We start from the raw sequence: 20,941 nt of genomic DNA, 5'->3' as shown, positions 1-20,941 counted from the left end.
GCCTCTGCTTAGACTTTCAATGAAATCAAGTGGAACGCCCCTTGGCGCTCCCGACTGTGTTGCTGGGGATTTTCGACATGGCCAGAAAAGGCAAAATCAGTCGCCGCTCATTCCTCACCCGCGTTGCGGGTGGCACAGTTGCGACCGGCGCCTTCGCAACGGTTGCCGGCGCTGCGATCGTTCAACGCTATGCGGACGCGGACCCGAGCGACGGCGTCGCCCGGACCGGCATCACCGACAACGATCCGAGTGACGACGTCAACCACGGGACCAGCCGCACCGGACGCACTGACAATGACAGTGGCGCCTGCGCCGACCAGGCAAGCTATGGCCGGGGCAATAGCGGTTTCACCGATGGTGACAGCTCAGGCTGCATCGATCCGCCTGGACGCGGTCGGGGACCGAGCCGCTAGGACACTGAACGACGGCGCCTCCAGGCGCCGTGGTGGGATCTTAATCGTGAGGGATACGGGGGGCAGTTCTTGGGGGATTGCCCGACACGACAAAGAGGTAGCTACATGGCCAAGAAGGGCAAACTCAGCCGTCGCTCGTTTCTGACGCGCGTCGCTGGAACCGCCATCGCCTCCGGCGCAGCCGGGACGATTACAGGCGCATCACTCGCTCAGAACCACACCGGGCGAACCGATTCCGATAGCGGCAGTTACGCCGACCGCGCTGGCTACGGTCGCACGGGCGCAACGGATTCCGACACCGGATCCAATTCGGACCGTGTCGGTTATGGCCGCGGCAGCACAGGCGTGACGGATAGTGATTCCGGCGCTTATGCCGACCCCGCCGGAAATGGCCGCGGGCGCACAGGCGTGACGGACAGCGATTCCGGTGCTTATGCCGACCCCGCCGGTAATGGCCGGGGACGCACAGGCGTGACGGATAGCGATAGCGGCTCCTACGCAGACCCCGCCGGCAATGGTCGCGGGCGTCGCAGCTCAGGCATCACTGACAGCGACACCGGCGCCTATGCGGACCCGGTCGGCAATGGACGCGGGCGCTCCGGCATCACGGACAGCGATTCCGGTTCCTACGCCGATCCGGCCGGCAATGGCCGCGGTCGACGATCGTGCACAGACAGCGATACGGGATCCTACGCCGATCCGGTAGGCCGCGGTGATCGCTGCCGCTGAGTTTTGCCAGGTCGGCCGACGCGGTCGGTACCGATCTCGCTTATGGAGGCTTGAATGGCCAAACGAGGAAAGCTTTCCCGTCGTTCCTTCCTGACCCGCGTCGCCGGGGCAGCAGTGGTAACGGGCGCTGCGGGAACCGTCGCGGGCTGCGCGACAACGGGCTATACTGACAGTGATACCGGTCGCTACGCCGATCCCGCCGGCGCAGGTCGTGGCGGATATGGCACAACCGGCGCGACTGATAGCGATACGGGCCGCTACGCCGATCCGGTTGGAAACGGTCGCGGCGGTGGTGTCACGGACGCTGATTCCGGTAGCTATGCCGATTCGGTCGGCGGCGGGCGCGGCGGTGGCGTCACGGATGCCGATAGCGGGAATTATGCAGATCCGGCGGGTCGAGGACGCGGCAGTTCAGGCGTCACCGACAGCGATACAGGCAGCTATGCCGACCCGGTCGGACGGGGGCGCGGTGGCGGCAGCCGAGGCGTCACCGACAGCGACAGCGGTCGCTATGCTGACCCGGTTGGTGGCGGCCGTGGCGGTCGCTCCTGCACCGACAGCGACACCGGCTCCTACGCCGACCCTGTCGGCGGAGGCCGACGCTGCTGACATGATGGGTGACCTGATCAACCCCCGCGCTTCAGCGCGGGGGTTTTTCATGTGTGGCCAGAGCGCGACCATCCGCGCAGGCGACAAGGCATGCGCAACTCGATAGTTTTTTCAAAGACTCGAAGGGGGAGACACACCACATGACTGCACCGCTCTGGCTGACTGATCCGTTTCGCGCAATGATCGATCCGATCGATCGCGAGGCCTTTTTTCGTGACTACCACGAGAAGAAGCCGCTGATCGTCCACCGTGAGGATGCGGGGCGTTATGCCGGTCTGCTCTCCATCGCCCGTATCGATGACATCATTTCCAGCATTGACCTGCGAGAAGGGTCTCTGGACATGGCGCGATCGGAACCGCCGGTCCGCCGTGAGGACTACATGTTCGACACCGGATATGTGGACCGCGGCGGCGTCGCCAACCAATATCGTCAGGGTGCGACGGTCATCCTCCCCCAATTGCACATGACGGATGCCGTTCTGGGAGAGTTCTGCCGCGCGGTCGAATCCATCCTGAGCTGCCACGTCCAGACCAATATCTATCTGACCCCGCCGGACAATCAGGGCTTCAACACTCATTACGACGACCACGATGTTTTCGTCCTCCAGATTGAGGGTGAGAAGCTCTGGCGCTTCTATGAAACGCCCGTCGAGAACCCCTATCGCGGCGAAGGCTTCAGCCCTGAAGCCCACCAGGCCGGTGAACCGGTTGCCGAATTCGTCCTCAAGGCCGGCGAGTGCATTTATGTCCCGCGCGGGCTGATGCATGACGCACAGACCCATGGTGAGACGGCTTCCCTGCACATCACGCTGGGACTGATCGTAAAGACCTGGGCCGACCTGATGCTTGAAGCCGTATCGGAAGTCGCGCTGCGCACCCCGGCCATGCGGCACGCGCTTCCGCCCGGCTTTGCCCAGCCCGAATACGACCGCAGCCAGGCCGCTGAACAATTCAAGGGATTGACCGACACGCTGGTTCAGGAAATGAGCCTCGACGGTGCAATGGACTTCTTCGTCGACAGCTTCATCCGCTCGCGCGTGCCCAATACCCGCGGCACGATCAGTGGCTATACCGCGCCAGCGCGTCCGGGCCAGGCCTTCCGCTTGCGCGCCTTTGTGCCATGGCGTTTTGCCGGCGACGGCGACGAGAATGTCCTCATCACCGCTGGCGGCGAGGTTCGTTTCCCGGCCGAGGCAGAAGCCGGTCTTCACAAATTGCTCGATGGCGGTGAGGTCACAGCAGCAAGCTTCGAGGGCCAGGAAGAGGCCGCCGCAATCGAGACGCTTGGAAAACTGCACGCTTACGGGCTGACAATACCGGTCTGATCCAGGCTCGGGGCCCAGCGACAGGTTATAATTCAAAACCGAGCGACACCTTGAACTGTCCAGGGTTACAACCCTACATGCGCCTCCCTGAAGCGGCCCGGCACGTCCGGGCCGCACATTTGTCTGCAGGTTGGCATGTATTTCCGCTTCGGCGCCATAATCCTGAGTTCGCTTGTTGTCTATGCGACGCTTTGGCTGATGTGGCCATCTCCGATCAATGCCGTCTATTGGGATGAGCCCGAACCTCCGGCCCTGACCGGTGCGCTGGCTCCACGCCCCGCGCTGAACGACGCCCAGCTAACCCATCTGGGTACGGCCGGCGCCGCCCGCGGCTTCATCGTATCCGACAATGGCACCATCTATTATGGCACGCACACCGGCGAGGTCCGCCGCCGATCAACGGCGGGCGAGGATGTCGCGCTCGCCGATCTCGGCGATGCACCTGTCAGCGGAATCGACTGGATCGGTGAAACCGTCCTCGGCGTCACCACGCCTTCTGGTCTGTTCGAGTTGAACCTCGTAACCGGCGAGGCTCACCGGGTCAGTGCCGGCGTCCCCGGCTATCCCTTCGGCTTCGCCAATGATCTGGCCGTCGCACCTGATGGGCAGATCTACTTCACCGATTCATCGACCCTGATCCATCATGAGAGACACGCAGAACGCCACCAAATCAACATGCTGGAGAACCGGCCGCATGGCGCGCTCTACGTCTGGGATCCACGCGCCCGCCGCACCCGACTGGCCGCGGACCGCCTCTACTACCCCAATGGAATCGCCGTCGCGTCCGATCAGCAATCCATCTACATCGCCGAGACGTTTCGCTTTCGCGTCCTGCGCCACTGGGTCGACGGGCCGCAGGCGGGCGCTACCGAGGTTTTCGCGAATAATCTCCCGGGATTTCCGGAAGGGCTCGACACTGACGGCGATGGGCATCTTTTTATCGCCATGTCGGCGCGCCGCAGCGAGGCACTCCGGACAATTCGCAAGAATCCCTGGCTGGCCGAAATCATCGCGCGTCTGCCCCGATGGCTTCGCCCGCCAACGAGCCGGCCCACTCCCTTCATTGCAGTCCTGAACGAGACAAGCGGCGAGATCATTGCCACGCTGGACGATTCTGGCCGGCATATTTGCCAGGTTTCCAGCCTGACCATAACGGACAGTCAGGACCTCTGGTTTGGCTCGACTGATTGCAACTACCTGGCCCAGCTGCCCCAGGCCGCCGTGCAAGCGAGCCTTTTCGACCCGTCAACACGCGCCATAGCGGATACGGACTGATCCCAGCCAACCGGCTGATCAGCCCAGCAGTGCTTCCGCGCAATCGACAATGCCGGCTGCCGTGATACCGAAATGCTCATAGAGCGCCTCGGCAGGCGCGCTGGCACCAAACCCGGTCATACCCACGAAACCGCCCTTGCGGCCAATCACCTGATCCCAGCCAAACCGCAGCGCGGCTTCACAGGCAACCACAGGTATTCCGGCGGGAAAGAGGCTGTCGACATAGGCTGCATCCTGCTCGAGCAGAAGGTCCAGACAAGGGGCGGAAACCACACGAACAGAACGCCCCTTGGCACGCAACGCAGTCGCCGCTTCGACCGCCAGGCTGAGCTCCGAGCCGGTCGCCACAAGTACGACATCGGGCGCGCCCTCGACATCGGACAAGATATAGCCACCGCGGGCCGAGCGGTTCTCGCTGCCATCATCCTCGCGCAGGAAGGGCAGCTTCTGTCGCGACAGGGCCAATACGGACGGTCCGTCTATCCGGCGCAGGGCCAGATCCCAAGCTTCGGCCGTCTCCAGGGCGTCCGCCGGGCGAAAGACCTGCATGTTGGGCATGGCGCGAAGCGACGCCAAAGTTTCGACCGGCTGGTGCGTCGGACCGTCTTCACCCAGACCGATCGAGTCGTGGGTCATGACGTAAACGACTGGCTGATGCATCAGCGAGGACAAGCGCATGGATGGACGGCAATAATCGGCGAAGACGAGGAAGGTCGCAACATGCGGCCGGAAACCGCCATGCAGCGCCATGCCATTGGCACAAGCCGCCATGCCATGCTCGCGCACGCCAAAATGGATGTATTGGCCGGCATAATCACCAGCTTTGACCACGCCGACATCCGGCGTTTTGGTAAGGTTGGAGCCGGCGAGATCGGCAGAGCCGCCCGCCAGGGTTGGCCAGTCCCCGATTATCGCAGCCAGGGTCTGGCCGGACGCGGCGCGGGTTGCGAGAACCGGCTTGTCCTCAGCGACCTTGCGGCGCCAGCCGTCTAGCGCAGCCAGCTCGGCCTCGCCCGGTTCGCCGGAAATCTGTGCCACGAAATCATCAGCCTTGTCGGAGCCGGCGAGCCGGTCCTGCCAGGCCTGGTGCGCGTCGGCCGATCCGGTGGCGGCCCAAGCATCACGAATATCCGAAGGGATATCAAACGGCGCGGATTCCCATCCCAGTGCGGCCCGCGTGCCGGCAATTTCATCATCACCCAAAGGCGCACCATGACTGCCAGCGGTGCCGGCCTTTGTCGGAGCGCCGAACCCGATCGTGGTGCGGCAGGCGATCAGGACGGGCTTGTCCGACGACCGCGCTGCCTGAAGCGCCGCATCAATGGCGGCATGGTCATGACCATCGACGCGCGACACGGCCCAGCCGGCCGCCTCGAAGCGCTTGAGAACATCCGTGCTCTCTGACAGATCCGTCGGGCCATCGATGGAAATCTCATTGTCATCCCAAAGCACGCACAGCCGATTGAGGCCGAGATGGCCTGCCAGCGAAATCGCTTCGTGGGAAACACCCTCCTGTAGATCGCCATCCGACGCGATCACCCAGGTCCGGTGGTCGACAAGCTCATCGCCGAAACGGGCATTCATCATCCGCTCGGCCAACGCCATGCCGACGGACATGGAAATGCCCTGCCCCAGCGGCCCTGTCGTCGCTTCAACACCAGGCGTGTGGCCATATTCCGGATGGCCGGCCGTAAGGCTGTCGAGCTGACGGAAGTCCTTGATTTGATCGATGGTGATATCCTCGAACCCGGTCAGGTGGAGGATGGAATAGAGCAACATCGACCCATGACCGGCCGAAAGCACGAATCGGTCGCGATCAGCCCAGGCCGGCGCCGCGGGGTCGAACTTCATGTGCTTGGACCACAACACGGTCGCCACATCCGCCATACCCATCGGCATGCCCGGATGCCCTGAATTCGCTTTCTGGACGGCATCCATGGACAGGGCGCGGATGGCATTTGCCATGTCAGACATCGAAACGGAGATGGGAGGCGTTGTCATGAGAGGGTCTCCATGCGCCGTGGCGCAGATCAGTCGGCGGTCAGGCCGGTCCTGGCGAGCAGGGCTTTGGTGGAGGCGTCATAACCGGAAATATCGCCGTCCAAAATCCCCTTGGTCAGCACCTTTCCCAGTTCAACACCCCATTGGTCGAACGGATTTATCTCGTACAGAACGCTTTCAACAAAAACCTTGTGTTCATGCAAGGCGATAAGGGCACCCAATGTCGCCGGCGTCAGATCATCCAGCAACAGGGTTGCGGAGGGGCGGCCGCCCGGCATTGACTTGTGCGCCGCCAGTTCAGGCTCACTGGCCGGGTCGACCAGGCGACCATCGAGGAGCGCCGCACCTTGCGCCGCCATGTTCGCCGCCAATGCCCGCTCGCGCGGATCGGGGCTGCCGAAATGTCGCCTGATGCCGATGAAATCAACGGGCACAATGTCACCGCCCTGATGCAGCCACTGGAAGAAGGAGTGCTGGATCTCGGTCCCGTTGCCACCCCAGACAAGAGCACCGCCCGGCGTCGGCCCCGGCTTGCCGTCCACGGTCACCGACTTGCCCAGCGACTCCATTTCCAGCTGCTGGAAATAATCTGCGAGCTTGCCAAGGCGGGCCGAATAGGCGGCGACGCAACGCGCCGGATAGCCCAGAGCGACCCGGTTCCAGACATCAATAAGGCCCTTGAGCACCGGCATATTGCGCTCGAGCGGGGCAGTGGCGAAGTGCTCGTCCATCGCCCGGGCGCCATCCCGGAAGGCCTGGAAAACATTCGGCCCGAGGCCGATCTCCAGCGCCAGTCCAACCGCACTCCAGACCGAGTAGCGGCCACCGACCCAGTCGGGAAAATCGAACACCAAGGCAGGGTCGATGCCAAAGGCCTTGGCCTTGTCCGGTGCGGCGGACGCCGCCGCGAAATGGGCACCGGCCCGGTCAGCGCCGACATGGCCGGCCAGCCATTCACGCGCGGCCTCGCCGGACATCAGCGTCTCCTGGGTAGAGAAGGACTTCGACGCCACAATGAAGAGAATAGCGGCCGGGTTTACGCCGGCGATCGCATGCTTCAGATCGCTCGGATCGAGACTGGCCACGAACCGCAATTCAGGGCCGCCATCCGCGTGATCCGCGAGGGCATCGGCCACCAGGCGCGGGCCGAGGTCCGATCCGCCAATCCCGATATTCACCACACGCTCGATCGCGACGCCGGACGGCGCAAATTCACCACTCCGAACGCGCTCGGCGAATGCCCGCGTCTGCGCCTGGGTCCGCGTCACAAGGCTGGCGGCATCGCTGCCCGCAAGATGACCACCGTGGCGATAGGCCATGTGAAGCGCAGGGCGCCCTTCGGTAGCGTTCACAATTTCACCCGAGAGAAGCGCATCACGCTTGCTTTCAAGTCCCCTCGCGCGGGCTGTATCGAGCAGCGCTGAGAGCGCAGCCGGGTCGAGCCGCTGTTTGGTTGCGTCGAACTCAAGGCCCGCCGCGTGCAGGATAAGCGCCCGGGAACGGGCCTCACCTGCCTCGGCAAGCGCGCGGAGTGACGCGCCGGACAGGCGCTCGGCATGGGTATTCAGATCAGTATCGGACACGGGAAATCCTGATGTCGAGATGGGAGATGACCAACCTATTGGCAGGCACGTCGCTTCACAAGGCGTTGCCGGTGCTTTCCAGCGTCCGCCGGGCGTCAATCACCGCGCCGAGCAAGTGATAGAGCGTACTGGCCGGCATGCGATCGGCGACACGCAATCCGTCGGCATCGACCTGGTCAATCCAGCCACCGGGTATGGCGGGGTCGAGATGCCACTTCATCAACTGCTCCGCCGCTGTCTCGGAGGCCTCGACAGCGCCCGGATAGCCGGCGCGACGCCGGGCCAATGTTGCCCGCAGCCACTCGGTTTGCACCCAGGTACGCGAGCCACCCTCGACCCGCTCCCCACTGGCCGAAATCGAGCTTTGAACAAAGCCCTGCGAGTGATTTGGGCCGAAGCGGGCAGCGTGATCATACAGCCTGTCCGAAACCGCATCCGTCATCTGACCGCCCGCCTCGCGGTAATCGGCAAGAAGCCAGACCCATTCGAACTCGTGGCCCGGCTCAACCAATTGCCCGGCGGTGCCGGCGGCGGGGGTGAGGTCTGAATCGAAACACTCCCCGAGCCAACCTTCGGACTGGTCCAAAAAGGCTCGGGACAGGAGGGCGGCGATCCGGTCCGCACGTTCAAGATAGGCCAGATCGCCGGTCACCTGATGCCAAGCAAGCAGGCACTCGAAAAGGTGCATGTGAGGATTCTGGCGGCGCGGCAGCTGAGCCCCGCCCAGATTCTCGCGATATCCGCCGGCTTCGTGCGCGAACCGCTCGTCCAGAAAGGCCAGTACATCTTGCGCCCCGGCCTGGAAATAGCCATCGCCCGTCAGCCGGTACATCCACGCTTGGGCCAGAAGGATGAAGGCATGATCATAGAGGTCACGCAACGGATCCGCGACCTCGCCGGAATCCGTAAGCCGATGAACCCAGCCGGGGTTTCCGTCAGGCGCTTTCGCGCGGCGCTCGAGAAGCGCGTACCCCTCAAGAGCGAGATCGCGGCCATCACACCAGCCCTCAAGATGCGCGCGAGCAAACACGAAAACCTGACGCGCCTGCGTCCGGACACGCCTCGTATCGCCCGAAATCGGAAGACCATCAAAGCTGAGCGATTCGAGAAAACCGCCAGATCGCTTGTCCCAAGCACGCTCCTCCCAGAACGGAAGGGCATGCGAAATACCCCATTCCACGAAGCGCTCTACACAGCTCATCACTGACCCCCCCGAGCGCCGGCCCGCCTAGTCGCCTAGCTGCGCCATGTCCTCATCGGAAATGTCGAAATTGGCATAGACGTTCTGCACGTCGTCACAATCTTCCAGCGTTTCCATCATCTTCATGAGGGTCGCGACCTTGTCGCCTGTCACGTCAATGAGGTTTTGCGGGCGCCATATCAGCTTGGCCGATGACGGGTCGTCGAAACGCTCGGACAGACTTCCGACCACTTCCATGAGCCCCTCGCGCGCCGTGTAAATGACGTGCTCGCCCTCATTGTCCTCATCGCCGTCTTCCGAGCCGACATCCTCGGCGCCAGCTTCGATCGCAGCTTCCATCATCGCGTCTTCGTCGGCGATCGAGAGCGGGTAACGTATCTCGCCGACATTATCGAACATGAAGGCAACCGACCCGGTTTCGCCCAGATTGCCGCCATTCTTGGCGAAAGCGGTTCGCACTTCAGCGGCGGCGCGGTTGCGATTGTCGGTGGAGACTTCGACGATCACGCCAATCCCGGCCGGACCGAAGCCCTCATAGCGGATATCTTCATAGGCGTCGCCGTCGCCACCAGACGCCTTGTCAATGGCGCGCTGGATATTGTCCTTGGGCATGGACTGGCCCTTGGCGTTGGCCACGGCCAGCCGCAAGCGCGGATTGGCGTCCGGATCCGGTCCGCCAAGCTTCGCGGCGATCGAAATTTCCTTCGACAGTCGCGAGAACAATTTGGAACGCAGCTTGTCCTGACGCCCCTTGCGGTGCTGGATATTGGCCCATTTGGAGTGTCCGGCCATGTTCGGGATCCCTCTTCCTGCGGATTCGAGGCGACTTCCTTACCCAGAATGGCGCGCAAACGCCACACCCCACGCCATATTCCGACGCGTCGCTCACAGCAATTCGGAACGGCCCTCATCCTTGAGGGCATTCACGAGTGACTTCACATCCTGTGTCCGGGATATGTCACTGACCAGGACGGCATCGTCGGTGACGACGACAACCACATTGGTCAACCCGACAACACCCACACGGGGACCGGCGGACATCACATAGGAATCACGCGTGTCCACAAGGTGAACATCGCCGCGCTCGACATTGCCATCAGCGGTCTTGTCCTCGGCAACATCGAACAGTGCCTGCCAGGCACCGATATCGGACCATCCAATATCAGCCGGGACGACCACGGCCTTGTCCGTCTTCTCCATGACCGCATAGTCGAAGGAATTGGAGGGACAGTCCGCAAAGCTCTCAGCACACAGATTGACCTCGTCACTGACTTCGCTCGCGTGGGTCAGCGCCCTCTTGGCCGCCTGCGCGATCGGCGCACAAAGCTGCTCCATTTCCCTGATGACAGCGCCCGAGCCAAACAGAAAGATGCCAGCATTCCAGTAATATCGGCCGGTATCGAGGAAGGATTGCGCGACATCAAGTTTGGGCTTCTCGGTGAAGCGCTCGACCTGGAAGGCATCGCCCAGCGGCTCGCCGCGCTCGATATAACCATATCCGGTCTCGGGACCCGTCGGCTTGATACCGAATGTGGTGATCGCACCGGAAGACGCCGCTGACGCTGCCGTTTCGATCGCCCCGTGAAACGCTGCGACATCGCGGATGTGATGATCCGCGGGCAGCAATAATACCAGCGCGTCGGGACCATGTTCGCGCGCCACAAGATGCGCGGCTACGGCGGCAACGGCAGCCGTATTGCGGGCAACAGGCTCGATCACGAAATGAGAGGTCGGAACGGACATGGCTTCCAGCTGAAGCCGCGCCAGCTCGTGCTGAATCTCGTTCAACACAACGATCGGACGCTCGAACTGGAAACTCTTGGTGGATTCGGCGACTCGCAGCGCGGTCTCCTGGACCATCGACAGTTCTGTCACGAGTGCGTGCAACTGCTTTGGGTGGGCCGTTCGCGAGAGCGGCCACAAGCGGGTACCCGAGCCCCCCGACATGATGACTGGAACCACAACGCTCATCGCCTGACCCTTCTCTTGCTCGACGCGCGCCTAGACATGGCCCAAGTCATGCGGGGATGGCAATGCCTTCAAGACCCGGAAAACCCGGAATGTCAGTGCCGGTCAGTGAGTGGATGCACGAACCCGTCGCTCGACCTGCGTCGCAGGCGGAAAGTCACGCGCGGACAAATAGTTCAACAACCGCCCAAGAAGGTCCGCGCAGTCGGTTTGAACAATCCGGACATAGGCATCGCCATCCTGACGGCTGGCCGTGAAGAGGCACGCTGCCGCTGCCGCATTTTCACTATCGATAGATCGCAGGAAAGCACCGATATGCTGATCAAACTCGTGTGCTGACTTCGCGTCCTCAAACCTGATTGTCTGCTTGAACACTTTTCCCCCCAATTCCTGCCGGCTGGCGCGCTACGTCCCGCACCGAACGCGATGTGCCACCTCCCGTGACCGTCATCATGCTCGGACTGTACAAACGGTAATGCAGCCTTCATGCCGCAGAACCGCAAGCCGCGCCGTGAGCATCATCACATCAGCGCAGAAAACCACGCTAGCGGTCCAGCAAAGGGGATCAACCGGTTGCAGCTGCGAACCGGAAGGTTTGTGCTGCGCCGCAGCAAAATTGTCACATCAGACGGGCAGGCACTCGGCAAGCTGCCCGCCAAGGCGGATTGGTTCACATCGGGTTGCCAAACCAGTCGCGTCATCGGTCTCGACAAAGACTCCGCAAAGGGTCGCCTCGCCGGTCGCCGGTTCGAACCGACCTGAGCGCATGCGGGTCGTAAATCGACGCAAGGGCTCTTCCTTGTCCATGCCAATCACGCTGTCATAGTCGCCACACATGCCGGCATCAGTCTGGTATCCCGTGCCGCCCGGCAATACGCGGGCATCGGCAGTCGGCACGTGTGTATGTGTCCCCACCACCAGGCTGGCCCGTCCGTCACAAAAGGCACCCATCGCCATCTTCTCGCTGGTCGCTTCACCATGAAAATCGACAATGGCGGCATCGGCGACCACGCCAAGCGGCGCTGCCGCAAGTTCACGCTCAACCGCAGAGAAAGGGTCGTCGAGACTCTCCATGAAAAGATTGCCCATGACATTCATGACGAAAACCCGCCGCCCATCCGGCAGGTCGTACAAATTCGCGCCGGCGCCCGGCGTCGACCCGACCGGATAATTGGCCGGCCGCAAAAGGCGCGGTTCGCGATCAATAAAGGACAGGGTCTCGCGCTGGTCCCAGGCATGATTGCCCAGCGTCAGAACATCCACGCCGAGATCGAAGAGCTGGTTGCAGATTTTCTCGGTCACGCCGAAACCTGCAGCCGCATTCTCGGCATTGATGACGACGAAATCGAGCTGTAGCGCCTCACGCACACGCGGCAGATGGTCTTCGACCGCCCGCCGACCGGTCTTGCCGACAATATCTCCGAAAAAGGCCAGGCGCATGAATTCACAAACTCCGTCAGACAATGGGCTGTCGGATATGGCGCATCACAGATGGAAAGTCCAAGTCATGACTGATGCAGACGGCTCAGGCCGCGGTCTCGACTCCGGGCTCATAGTCCAGGATCGGGGCGAGACAGCGCTCGGCCTCGGCCAGGGTCCAGCCCTTGCGACGGGCATAGTCCTCGACCTGGTCACGCAGAATCCGGCCGACTGCAAAATAGTGACTGTCCGGATGTGAGAGATAGAGGCCCGACACCGAAGAGGCCGGCGTCATGGCAAAGGAATTTGTCAGGCCGATCCCGGTTTTGGCTTCGGCATCGAGCAGCTGGAACAGGGTTCGTTTCTCGGTGTGGTCAGGTTGCGACGGATAGCCGGGCGCCGGCCGAATCCCGTCATAGGCCTCGGCGATCAGCTCGCGATTGGTGAAGGCCTCGTCCGGCGCATAACCCCAGAATTCGCGTCGAACCTTCACATGGAGCCATTCCGCCGCAGCCTCGGCCAAACGGTCAGAGAGGGCCTTGAAGAGGATTGAGTTATAGTCGTCCTTCTCGGCTTCGAAATGCGCCAGCAGGCCGACATTATCGCCTGCCGTCACAGCGAATCCGCCCAGCCAGTCACCATGGCCGGCCGGAGCCAGGAAGTCATACTGGCAAACATGAGGCCGATCATTGTCCTTTCCGGCCTGCTGACGCAGTCCGTAGAAGCGGGCGAGCTCCTCACGGCGCTCGGCATCTGCAAACACAACGGCATCATCGCCCTCACGATGGGCCGGCCAGAAGCCGACCACGGCGCGCGGCTCGAGAAGCTTTTCAGAGACGATCCGTTCGAGCATGGCCTGGGCGTCAGCGAACAGGGCCCTGGCCACCTCGCCTTTCCTAGGGTCTTCGAAGATCGCCGGATAACTGCCCTTGAGCTCCCAGGTGAAGAAGAATGGCGTCCAGTCGATATAGTCGACGAGTTCGGCCAGGTCGGGATTGAGCTCGGTCACACCCGGCCGCGCCGGAGCTGGTGGCGAATACTCGTGCCAGTCACACGACCAAGCTTTGTCACGTGCGCGCTCCAGCGGGAGCCTGGCCTTGGCCGAGCGCGCGGCAAGCCGGCGCTCGCGGATCTTCGCCAGATCGGCTTTGACCGCGCGAGCATAATCATCGCGCTGATCGGACAGAAGTTTGGACACGACGCCGACCGCCCGGCTGGCATCGAGCACATGCACGACCGGCGCGACCTGGATCGACGGATCAATCTTCACGGCAGTGTGGGCCGGGCTGGTTGTCGCGCCGCCGATCAAAAGCGGAATGTCGACTTTCTGTCGTTCCATTTCGGAAGCCACGAAGACCATCTCGTCCAGCGAGGGTGTGATCAGGCCCGACAGGCCGATAATGTCCGCCTCTTCGCGGCGCGCCGTTTCCAGGATCGTCTCGCAGGACACCATCACGCCAAGATCGATCACGTCATAGCCATTACACTGCAGGACAACGCCGACGATATTCTTTCCGATATCGTGCACATCGCCCTTCACCGTCGCCATGACGATCCTGCCGTTTGACTTGCCCTTGTTGCCGCTCTTTTCTTTCTCAGCTTCCATAAACGGGATGAGATGCGCCACGGCCTGTTTCATCACCCGGGCGGATTTCACCACTTGCGGCAGGAACATCTTCCCGTCGCCGAACAAATCACCGACCACGTTCATGCCGTCCATCAACGGCCCTTCGATCACATGCAGTGGCCGCTCGAAGGTCTGCCGGGCTTCTTCAGTATCGGCGACGATGAACTCGTTGATTCCGTGCACAAGGGCATGCCGGATACGCGCAGCGACCGGCGCCTCGCGCCACTTCAGATCGCGGACCCTGGCCTGCCCGCCGCCCTTGCCGCGATAGCGTTCAGCGGCTTCCAGCAGTCGGTCCGTAGCGTCGTCGCGGCGATTGAGGATGACGTCCTCGACCAGCGCGCGCAGCTCCGGCTCGATCTCGTCATAGATGTCGAGCTGGCCGGCATTGACGATCCCCATATCCATCCCAGCCTTGATGGCATGGTAGAGGAAGACCGAGTGCATGGCCCGACGCACCGTCTCATTGCCGCGGAAGGAGAACGAGATGTTCGAGAGCCCGCCCGAGACATGACAGCCTGGCAGGTTCTCGCGGATGCGCCGCGTCGCCTCGATGAAGTCGACGGCGTAATTATTGTGCTCTTCGATGCCTGTCGCGACAGCGAAGATATTGGGATCAAAAATGATGTCCTCAGGCGGAAAACCGATCTCCCGGACCAGTATCTTGTAGGCCCGCTCGCAGATCGCGACCTTCCGGTCCGCCGTGTCGGCCTGGCCGCTTTCGTCAAAGGCCATGACAACCACAGCGGCCCCATAGGCCAGACAGGCGCCGGCCTGCTCGCGGAATTGCGCTTCCCCTTCCTTCAAGCTGATTGAATTGACGATAGCCTTGCCCTGCGTGTTCTGCAGACCCGCCTCGATCACCTCCCATTTGGAACTGTCGACCATGATCGGTACGCGAGCCACGTCGGGCTCGCCGGCAATCATGCGCAGGAAGCGGGTCATCGCCTCGACACTGTCGAGCAGACCCTCATCCATATTCACATCGATGATCTGGGCACCATTCTCAACCTGCTGACGGGCAACCGAGACCGCCTCGGCAAAGTCGCCTTCGGTGATCAGCTTCCGGAAGCGGGCCGAGCCGGTCACATTGGTGCGCTCGCCGACATTGACGAAACTGGGGACGGATACAGACATGGATTGAGCCTCAGGACGCCAGTTCAAACGGTTCCAGGCCGGACAGGCGCATGGCACGCTTTCGCTCGGCAGGTCGACGCGGCTCGGCCGAGCTGGCAGCCGCCGCGATGGCGTGGATATGGGCAGGTGTCGTACCACAGCACCCGCCGAGAATATTGACCAGGCCCGATCCGGCCCATTCGCCAAGGTGACCGGCAGTCTGGTCCGGCGTCTCGTCATACTCACCCATATCATTGGGCAGACCGGCATTGGGGTAGGCGATGATACGGGTCTCGGCGACGCGCGAAATTTCGCTGATATAGGGCCGCATCTCGTCAGCCCCCAACGCACAATTCAAGCCGATCGCCCAAGGGCGGGCATGGCAGACGGAATACCAGAAAGCCTCGGCTGTCTGCCCCGAGAGGGTCCGCCCTGACCGGTCCGTGATCGTGCCGGAGATCATGATCGGGATTGCGTCGCCGGACGCGGCTTGCCGGTCCAGCAATGCCTTGATCGCAGCTTTGGCATTGAGCGTGTCGAAAATGGTCTCGATCAGGAAGAAGTCCACGAAAGGTGCCATCGCCTCGGCCTGCTCATGATAAGCGGCCCGCACGGTCTCGAAGTCGACATCGCGGTGCCCCGGATCATTTACATCCGGCGATATGGAGAGCGTCTTGTTCGTCGGCCCGATCGCGCCTGCGACTCCGCGCACCAGACCGGTCTCGCCAGCGACTTCGTCCGCCGCCTCGCGCGCCAGCCGAGCCCCCTCGCGAGCAATCTCCGGCGCCAGTGCCTGCATCTCATAATCCGCCTGCGCGATCGAGGTGGCCGAGAAAGTATTGGTCTCGACAATATCCGCGCCGGCCTCGAAATAGGCTCGGTGAATGGTCTTGACGCTGTCGGGGGATGTCAGGTTGAGGATGTCGTTATTTCCCTTGATCGACACACCCCAGTCGGCAAAGCGAACGCCACGATAACCGGCCTCGTCGAGCTTGAGGTCCTGGATCTGGGTTCCCATCGCGCCATCGAGAATGAGAATTCGGTCCGTCGCGCGCTGTTCGAAGTGCGCGATACGCGTCGCACGGCTCATGACGCCACCGCCACGCGCTCTCGCTCACCAGCCTTCACGCCGAGCAGCTGACAGGTCGACAGGGCCAGCTCTGCCCGGTTGAGCGTGTAGAAGTGGAAGCCATCCACGCCGCCATTGCGCAACTTGCCGCACAGTTTCGCCGCCACATGGGCCGTGACCAGCTGTCGGGTTCCGGCATCCTCATCCAACCCTTCATAAGCTTCGTGCAGCCAGTTCGGAAGGCTGGCGCCACAAAGGCCGGCAATCCGCTTGAGCCCTCTGAAATTCGGCTGAAGCATGATGCCGGGAATAATGGGTATGCTGACCCCGGCGCGCGCAGCCCGGTCGCGGAAACGGAAATAGATATCCGGATCGAAGAAAAACTGTGTGATCGCACGCGTCGCACCGGCATCAATCTTGGCCTTGAGCAGATCGATGTCGAAATCCGGGTTGGGGCTTTCCGGATGGGTTTCCGGGTAGCAACCGACGGAAATCTCGACATCGCCAATCTCGCGAATTCCCCGCGTGAGCTCAGCCGCATTGGCATACCCGCCGGCCGGGGGCACATAGGCGCCACCGATCGCGTCGGGTGGATCACCGCGCAAGGCAACAATATGACGGATTCCAGAGGCCCGGTATTGCCGGATCACGTCATCGACCTCGTCCCGCGTGGCATCAACGCAGGTCAGATGGGCCGCCGGACGCATGGATGTTTCCTCGACAATCCGCTTGACGGTGCGGTGGGTCCGGTCACGCGTTGAACCGCCGGCGCCATAGGTCACCGACACGAAGTCCGGCTGCAGCGGCTCCAGTCGCGAGATGGACTCCCAAAGCGTCGCTTCCATGGCGTCGGTTTTCGGCGGGAAGAATTCGAACGAGACGGCCAAACCGTCCGAGCGCCGCGCTATCTGTCCGTCCGCACTCATGGATCACCCTTAATCTGCTGGCCGCACACCGGGTCGGTCACGACCCTGTATCGGCAGCAACAAGCCTACACATCAGGACATAAAGATATCTTTATATGAAACGATTGGCTAGGGGCGATTTCGGCGGGTCGGCAGCGCCGACCAGGCTGCGTGGCAATATCTCCTGCAAAGCGGACGAGACTTGCATCCGATCGTCACATCTGGTCTACCCAGCGATATAAAGATTTCCTTATATGAGGATTCCACAGTGAGCCGTTCTTCCTACATCTTCACATCCGAAAGCGTTTCGGAAGGCCATCCAGACAAGGTTTGCGACCGTATTTCCGATACGATCGTTGATCTTTTCCTGGGCAAGGATCCGGAAGCCCGCGTGGCATGTGAGACCCTGACCACCACCAATCAGATCGTGTTGGCGGGCGAGGTTCGCTGCGCGGCCGAGATCAAGGATGATGAGATTGAAGCCGCGGCACGCGAGGCGGTGCGCGATATCGGCTACGAACAAGACGGCTTCCACTGGAAAACTGCCAACCTCCAGAATTTCCTGCACGAGCAGTCAGCCCATATCGCCCAGGGTGTTGATGCCAGTGGCGACAAGGATGAAGGCGCGGGTGATCAGGGCATCATGTTCGGCTATGCCTCCGACGAGACGCCGCAGCTCATGCCGGCCCCGATCACCTATTCTCACCAGATCCTCAAGCGGATGGCAGAGCTTCGCAAATCCGGCGAGCGACCGGAATTCGAGCCGGATGCAAAGTCGCAGGTCACCATGCGCTATGAGAACGGCGTACCGGCCGGCGTGACGTCAGTCGTCGTCTCGACCCAGCACACGGAAGGTCTGAGTCAGGCTGATATCCGTGAGCTGGTTCGCCCGGTCATTGCCGACGTGCTACCCGATGGCTGGTTCCCGCCGGAAGACGAATTCTATGTCAATCCGACAGGAACTTTCGTTATTGGCGGTCCGGACGGCGATGCCGGCCTGACCGGCCGCAAGATCATTGTTGATACCTATGGCGGTGCGGCCCCGCACGGCGGCGGCGCCTTCTCGGGCAAGGACCCGACCAAGGTCGACCGGTCTGCTGCCTATGCCTGCCGCTGGCTGGCCAAGAATGTGGTCGCCGCCGAACTGGCCAAGCGCTGCACCATCCAGGTCTCCTACGCAATCGGCGTCTCGAAACCGCTCTCGCTCTATGTGGACCTCCATGGCACAGGACAGGTGGATGAAGCCAAGCTTGAAGATGCACTGCGCCAGTTGGCCGATCTGTCACCGCGTGGCATTCGCGAACGCCTCCAGCTGAACAAGCCGATCTATGCCCGCACCGCAGCCTATGGCCATTTCGGCCGCACCCCGGGCGCGGATGGCGCCTTCTCCTGGGAACGCACCGATCTGGCGGACGAGCTTCGCTCGCTCCTCTGAAACTGATATGAGCACGGCCACTACGCCGGCCCTGCCGCTCCGAGAACACCGATAAAGAAGGACCTGATGGTCATGACGCAATTTGCTGCGGAAAAGCCCTACGTCGTAAAAGACATGTCGCTGGCCAAGTGGGGCCGGATCGAATTCGACATGGCCGAGATTGAAATGCCCGGCCTGATGGCGCTGCGCGAAGAATACAAGGACGCGCAGCCGCTCAAAGGGGCGCGCATCGCCGGCTCCCTGCACATGACGGTGCAGACCGCCATTCTGATCGAGACGCTGACCGCGCTGGGCGCTGAAGTCCGCTGGGCCTCGTGCAATATTTTCTCGACCCAGGATCACGCCGCCGCGGCTATTGCCGAGACCGGCGTGCCGGTTTTCGCGACCAAGGGCGAAACGCTGGAAGAGTACTGGGATTATGCCGACGCCATCTTCCATTGGCCGAACGGCGAGACCGCCAACATGATCCTCGATGATGGCGGTGACGCCACGATGTACCTCATCCTCGGCGAGAAAGCCGAGAATGACCCGTCGGTTCTCAATCATCCCAAGTCCGAGGAAGAGACCTTCCTCTTCGCTCAAATCAAGAAGCGCATCGCCGCCACCCCGGGCTGGTTTGCCAAGGCCAAGGCCGCCATCCAGGGCGTTTCCGAAGAAACGACGACCGGCGTGATGCGCCTCTACCAGATGCAGAAGCGCGGCGAACTGCCCTTCCCCGCGATCAACGTGAATGACAGCGTGACCAAGTCGAAATTCGACAATCGCTATGGCTGTCGCGAGAGCCTCGTTGACGCGATCCGCCGCGGTACCGACGTGATGATGGCCGGCAAGAAAGCTCTGGTCTTCGGTTATGGCGATGTCGGCAAGGGCTCCGCTGAATCGCTGGCCGGTGCCGGTGCCCGCGTCTATGTGACCGAGATCGACCCGATCTGCGCCTTGCAGGCCTGCATGGACGGTTTCGAGGTTGTTCGGGCCGAAGACGTGATCGGCGAGATGGACATCTTCGTCACCGCGACCGGCAACAAGGACATCCTCACCGTCGACCACATGCGCGCCATGAAAGACATGGCGATCGTCTGCAATATCGGCCACTTCGACAATGAGATTCAGGTCGAGAGCCTGAAGAACTACCAGTGGACCAATGTGAAGCCGCAGGTCGATCTGGTGAACTTCCCGGAAGGTCACCGCATCATCCTGTTGTCGGAGGGTCGGCTGGTAAATCTGGGCAATGCGACCGGCCATCCGAGCTTCGTGATGTCAGCCAGCTTCACCAACCAGACGCTGGCCCAGATCGAGCTGTGGACCAAGGGCGATGACTATACGAACGAAGTCTACATCCTGCCCAAGCATCTCGACGAGAAAGTCGCGGCGCTGCATCTCGACAAGCTCGGCGCCAAGCTGACAATCCTGTCGGAAGACCAGGCCGACTATATCGGCGTCCCGCAAGCCGGTCCGTTCAAGGCCGAGCATTACCGCTACTAGTCGGCGGCCCGACGCACATCGAAAAGGCGCGTCGCAAGCTGCGATGCGCCTTTTTTTGGGCGACCAACCACCTGCCCCACTCCTGCACGCAAAGATTGCCCTGCAATTGCCTACGCGGAGCCCTGCGGCTCGCCTTGCTGTCGGGATTGGGGGGATCACAATGCGCATTATTTTCGTGGCACTGGCCATTTGCGTCTGTCTTTCATCACTGAGCGGAGCACGGGCCCAGCCGGCCCCATCTCTCGCCGACGGACGCCTCGAAACCTTCGAACCTGTCGCTGACGACCCGATGCTGAATCGGAGAAGCATTGTTCGGGACGAGCTCTACTAGACCCTCGCCCGCAGCTCCGGATCAGCTGCCGCCTGTCACTCCGTGATCGGCAGGCAATCACAGGCTGCCGCCGCTTCCCAGTCCAGCCGGACCCAGCACAGCGCCTTGTCGAGCGCGTGGAACTGGCCCACCAGACGCCCCGTCGAATGAGCAACAGTGGCCACAATCATCGACACGGTTTCCTGATCTTCAGGCCGCCCGACAAAGCCGAGCTTGGTACCGGGCCTCAGATCATCGACCAAGCCCTGAACATTCTCGATGATCTCCACCGGTTCCGCCGTGATGGTGGAATCGGTAATATTGATCAGCGCACCGCGAACGCTCTGAGCATTCGCGACGTCCTTGAGCTCAAGGCGCGACGCCTTGATCTCGTCCGCATCCACCGAACCGGTGTGGGTCAGGCAAGCGGCTGAATTCGCTGGATCATGTGTAACAGTAAAAGTCATGACGCCC

The 20,941-nt window shown here is 61.9% G+C and carries 17 protein-coding genes; 7 read left to right on the top strand and 10 right to left on the bottom strand.

The window, feature by feature from the left end:
* The first annotated feature begins 77 nt into the window (after window positions 1-77).
* The 5 genes from JXQ94_RS01405 (at window position 78) to JXQ94_RS01385 (ending at window position 4,351) form a co-directional block, all read left to right on the top strand.
* Window positions 78-413 (top strand): hypothetical protein, encoded by a 336-nt coding sequence (locus tag JXQ94_RS01405; protein WP_421922041.1) that lies wholly within the window; start codon window positions 78-80, stop codon window positions 411-413.
* Window positions 414-518: 105 nt separating this feature from the next.
* Window positions 519-1,142 (top strand): hypothetical protein, encoded by a 624-nt coding sequence (locus JXQ94_RS01400; protein WP_421922040.1) that lies wholly within the window; start codon window positions 519-521, stop codon window positions 1,140-1,142.
* Between the two features lie 54 nt (window positions 1,143-1,196).
* Window positions 1,197-1,751 (top strand): hypothetical protein, encoded by a 555-nt coding sequence (locus tag JXQ94_RS01395; protein WP_421922039.1) that lies wholly within the window; start codon window positions 1,197-1,199, stop codon window positions 1,749-1,751.
* 140 nt (window positions 1,752-1,891) lie between these two features.
* Window positions 1,892-3,076 carry a cupin domain-containing protein gene (locus JXQ94_RS01390; protein ID WP_421922038.1) on the top strand — a complete coding sequence of 395 codons (1,185 nt, stop codon included), beginning with the start codon at window positions 1,892-1,894 and terminating at the stop codon, window positions 3,074-3,076.
* Between the two features lie 135 nt (window positions 3,077-3,211).
* Window positions 3,212-4,351, top strand: a complete 1,140-nt coding sequence (locus JXQ94_RS01385) for an SMP-30/gluconolactonase/LRE family protein (protein WP_421922037.1) — start codon at window positions 3,212-3,214, stop codon at window positions 4,349-4,351.
* Window positions 4,352-4,369: 18 nt separating this feature from the next.
* On the opposite strand, the gene tkt is transcribed toward JXQ94_RS01385, so the two are convergent.
* From tkt to metF, 9 genes are all read right to left on the bottom strand, one after another.
* Entirely contained in the window at window positions 4,370-6,352 is a 1,983-nt protein-coding gene (tkt, locus tag JXQ94_RS01380) for a transketolase (protein WP_421922036.1), read from the bottom strand.
* A gap of 29 nt (window positions 6,353-6,381) precedes the next feature.
* On the bottom strand, window positions 6,382-7,935 hold the full coding sequence (gene pgi / locus JXQ94_RS01375) for a glucose-6-phosphate isomerase (RefSeq protein ID WP_421922035.1): 1,554 nt from the start codon (window positions 7,933-7,935) through the stop codon (window positions 6,382-6,384).
* Window positions 7,936-7,990: 55 nt separating this feature from the next.
* A complete protein-coding gene (locus JXQ94_RS01370; protein WP_421922034.1) occupies window positions 7,991-9,136 on the bottom strand; it encodes an AGE family epimerase/isomerase in 1,146 nt (381 codons plus the stop codon).
* 27 nt (window positions 9,137-9,163) lie between these two features.
* On the bottom strand, window positions 9,164-9,928 hold the full coding sequence (locus JXQ94_RS01365) for a YebC/PmpR family DNA-binding transcriptional regulator (RefSeq protein WP_421922033.1): 765 nt from the start codon (window positions 9,926-9,928) through the stop codon (window positions 9,164-9,166).
* A 93-nt stretch (window positions 9,929-10,021) separates the two neighbouring features.
* The gene (locus tag JXQ94_RS01360; protein ID WP_421922666.1) at window positions 10,022-11,083 is read right to left on the bottom strand and encodes a mannose-1-phosphate guanylyltransferase/mannose-6-phosphate isomerase; all 1,062 of its coding nucleotides are present in this window, start codon (window positions 11,081-11,083) and stop codon (window positions 10,022-10,024) included.
* Between the two features lie 645 nt (window positions 11,084-11,728).
* Window positions 11,729-12,544: a TIGR00282 family metallophosphoesterase gene (locus JXQ94_RS01355; RefSeq protein ID WP_421922032.1), complete on the bottom strand. Its 816-nt coding sequence runs from the start codon at window positions 12,542-12,544 to the stop codon at window positions 11,729-11,731.
* Between the two features lie 85 nt (window positions 12,545-12,629).
* Window positions 12,630-15,287, bottom strand: a complete 2,658-nt coding sequence (gene metH, locus JXQ94_RS01350) for a methionine synthase (RefSeq protein WP_421922031.1) — start codon at window positions 15,285-15,287, stop codon at window positions 12,630-12,632.
* Window positions 15,288-15,297: 10 nt separating this feature from the next.
* Window positions 15,298-16,356 (bottom strand): homocysteine S-methyltransferase family protein, encoded by a 1,059-nt coding sequence (locus tag JXQ94_RS01345; RefSeq protein WP_421922030.1) that lies wholly within the window; start codon window positions 16,354-16,356, stop codon window positions 15,298-15,300.
* Window positions 16,353-17,261, bottom strand: a complete 909-nt coding sequence (gene metF, locus JXQ94_RS01340) for a methylenetetrahydrofolate reductase [NAD(P)H] (protein ID WP_421922029.1) — start codon at window positions 17,259-17,261, stop codon at window positions 16,353-16,355. The genes JXQ94_RS01345 and metF overlap by 4 nt, the downstream gene beginning before the upstream one ends.
* 247 nt (window positions 17,262-17,508) lie before the next feature.
* Here metF and metK point away from each other — a divergent pair, with 247 nt between their 5' ends.
* Window positions 17,509-18,675 carry a methionine adenosyltransferase gene (gene metK / locus JXQ94_RS01335; protein ID WP_421922028.1) on the top strand — a complete coding sequence of 389 codons (1,167 nt, stop codon included), beginning with the start codon at window positions 17,509-17,511 and terminating at the stop codon, window positions 18,673-18,675.
* A 72-nt stretch (window positions 18,676-18,747) separates the two neighbouring features.
* Window positions 18,748-20,157 (top strand): adenosylhomocysteinase, encoded by a 1,410-nt coding sequence (ahcY, locus tag JXQ94_RS01330; RefSeq protein WP_421922665.1) that lies wholly within the window; start codon window positions 18,748-18,750, stop codon window positions 20,155-20,157.
* A 366-nt stretch (window positions 20,158-20,523) separates the two neighbouring features.
* Here the strand turns inward: ahcY and JXQ94_RS01325 are convergent, their stop codons facing one another.
* On the bottom strand, window positions 20,524-20,934 hold the full coding sequence (locus JXQ94_RS01325) for a hypothetical protein (protein ID WP_421922027.1): 411 nt from the start codon (window positions 20,932-20,934) through the stop codon (window positions 20,524-20,526).
* Between the last annotated feature and the right edge of the window lie 7 nt (window positions 20,935-20,941).

It is taken from the genome of Maricaulis maris (genome assembly GCF_049116555.1).
Lineage (GTDB): Bacteria > Pseudomonadota > Alphaproteobacteria > Caulobacterales > Maricaulaceae > Maricaulis > Maricaulis maris_C.
This window is presented reverse-complemented; position numbering and strand designations above follow the sequence as displayed.

Excerpts from the sequence above, each read along its gene's own strand:
- JXQ94_RS01400 (WP_421922040.1), top strand. The coding sequence starts at position 519 with ATGGCCAAGAAGGGCAAACTCAGCCGTCGCTCGTTTCTGACGCGCGTC.
- JXQ94_RS01360 (WP_421922666.1), bottom strand. The coding sequence starts at position 11,083 with ATGTCGGGGGGCTCGGGTACCCGCTTGTGGCCGCTCTCGCGAACGGCC.
- JXQ94_RS01405 (WP_421922041.1), top strand. The coding sequence starts at position 78 with ATGGCCAGAAAAGGCAAAATCAGTCGCCGCTCATTCCTCACCCGCGTT.
- JXQ94_RS01365 (WP_421922033.1), bottom strand. The coding sequence starts at position 9,928 with ATGGCCGGACACTCCAAATGGGCCAATATCCAGCACCGCAAGGGGCGT.
- JXQ94_RS01395 (WP_421922039.1), top strand. The coding sequence starts at position 1,197 with ATGGCCAAACGAGGAAAGCTTTCCCGTCGTTCCTTCCTGACCCGCGTC.
- JXQ94_RS01385 (WP_421922037.1), top strand. The coding sequence starts at position 3,212 with ATGTATTTCCGCTTCGGCGCCATAATCCTGAGTTCGCTTGTTGTCTAT.
- JXQ94_RS01355 (WP_421922032.1), bottom strand. The coding sequence starts at position 12,544 with ATGCGCCTGGCCTTTTTCGGAGATATTGTCGGCAAGACCGGTCGGCGG.
- metH (WP_421922031.1), bottom strand. The coding sequence starts at position 15,287 with ATGTCTGTATCCGTCCCCAGTTTCGTCAATGTCGGCGAGCGCACCAAT.
- JXQ94_RS01390 (WP_421922038.1), top strand. The coding sequence starts at position 1,892 with ATGACTGCACCGCTCTGGCTGACTGATCCGTTTCGCGCAATGATCGAT.
- JXQ94_RS01325 (WP_421922027.1), bottom strand. The coding sequence starts at position 20,934 with ATGACTTTTACTGTTACACATGATCCAGCGAATTCAGCCGCTTGCCTG.
- ahcY (WP_421922665.1), top strand. The coding sequence starts at position 18,748 with ATGACGCAATTTGCTGCGGAAAAGCCCTACGTCGTAAAAGACATGTCG.
- tkt (WP_421922036.1), bottom strand. The coding sequence starts at position 6,352 with ATGACAACGCCTCCCATCTCCGTTTCGATGTCTGACATGGCAAATGCC.
- metF (WP_421922029.1), bottom strand. The coding sequence starts at position 17,261 with ATGAGTGCGGACGGACAGATAGCGCGGCGCTCGGACGGTTTGGCCGTC.
- JXQ94_RS01370 (WP_421922034.1), bottom strand. The coding sequence starts at position 9,136 with ATGAGCTGTGTAGAGCGCTTCGTGGAATGGGGTATTTCGCATGCCCTT.
- JXQ94_RS01345 (WP_421922030.1), bottom strand. The coding sequence starts at position 16,356 with ATGAGCCGTGCGACGCGTATCGCGCACTTCGAACAGCGCGCGACGGAC.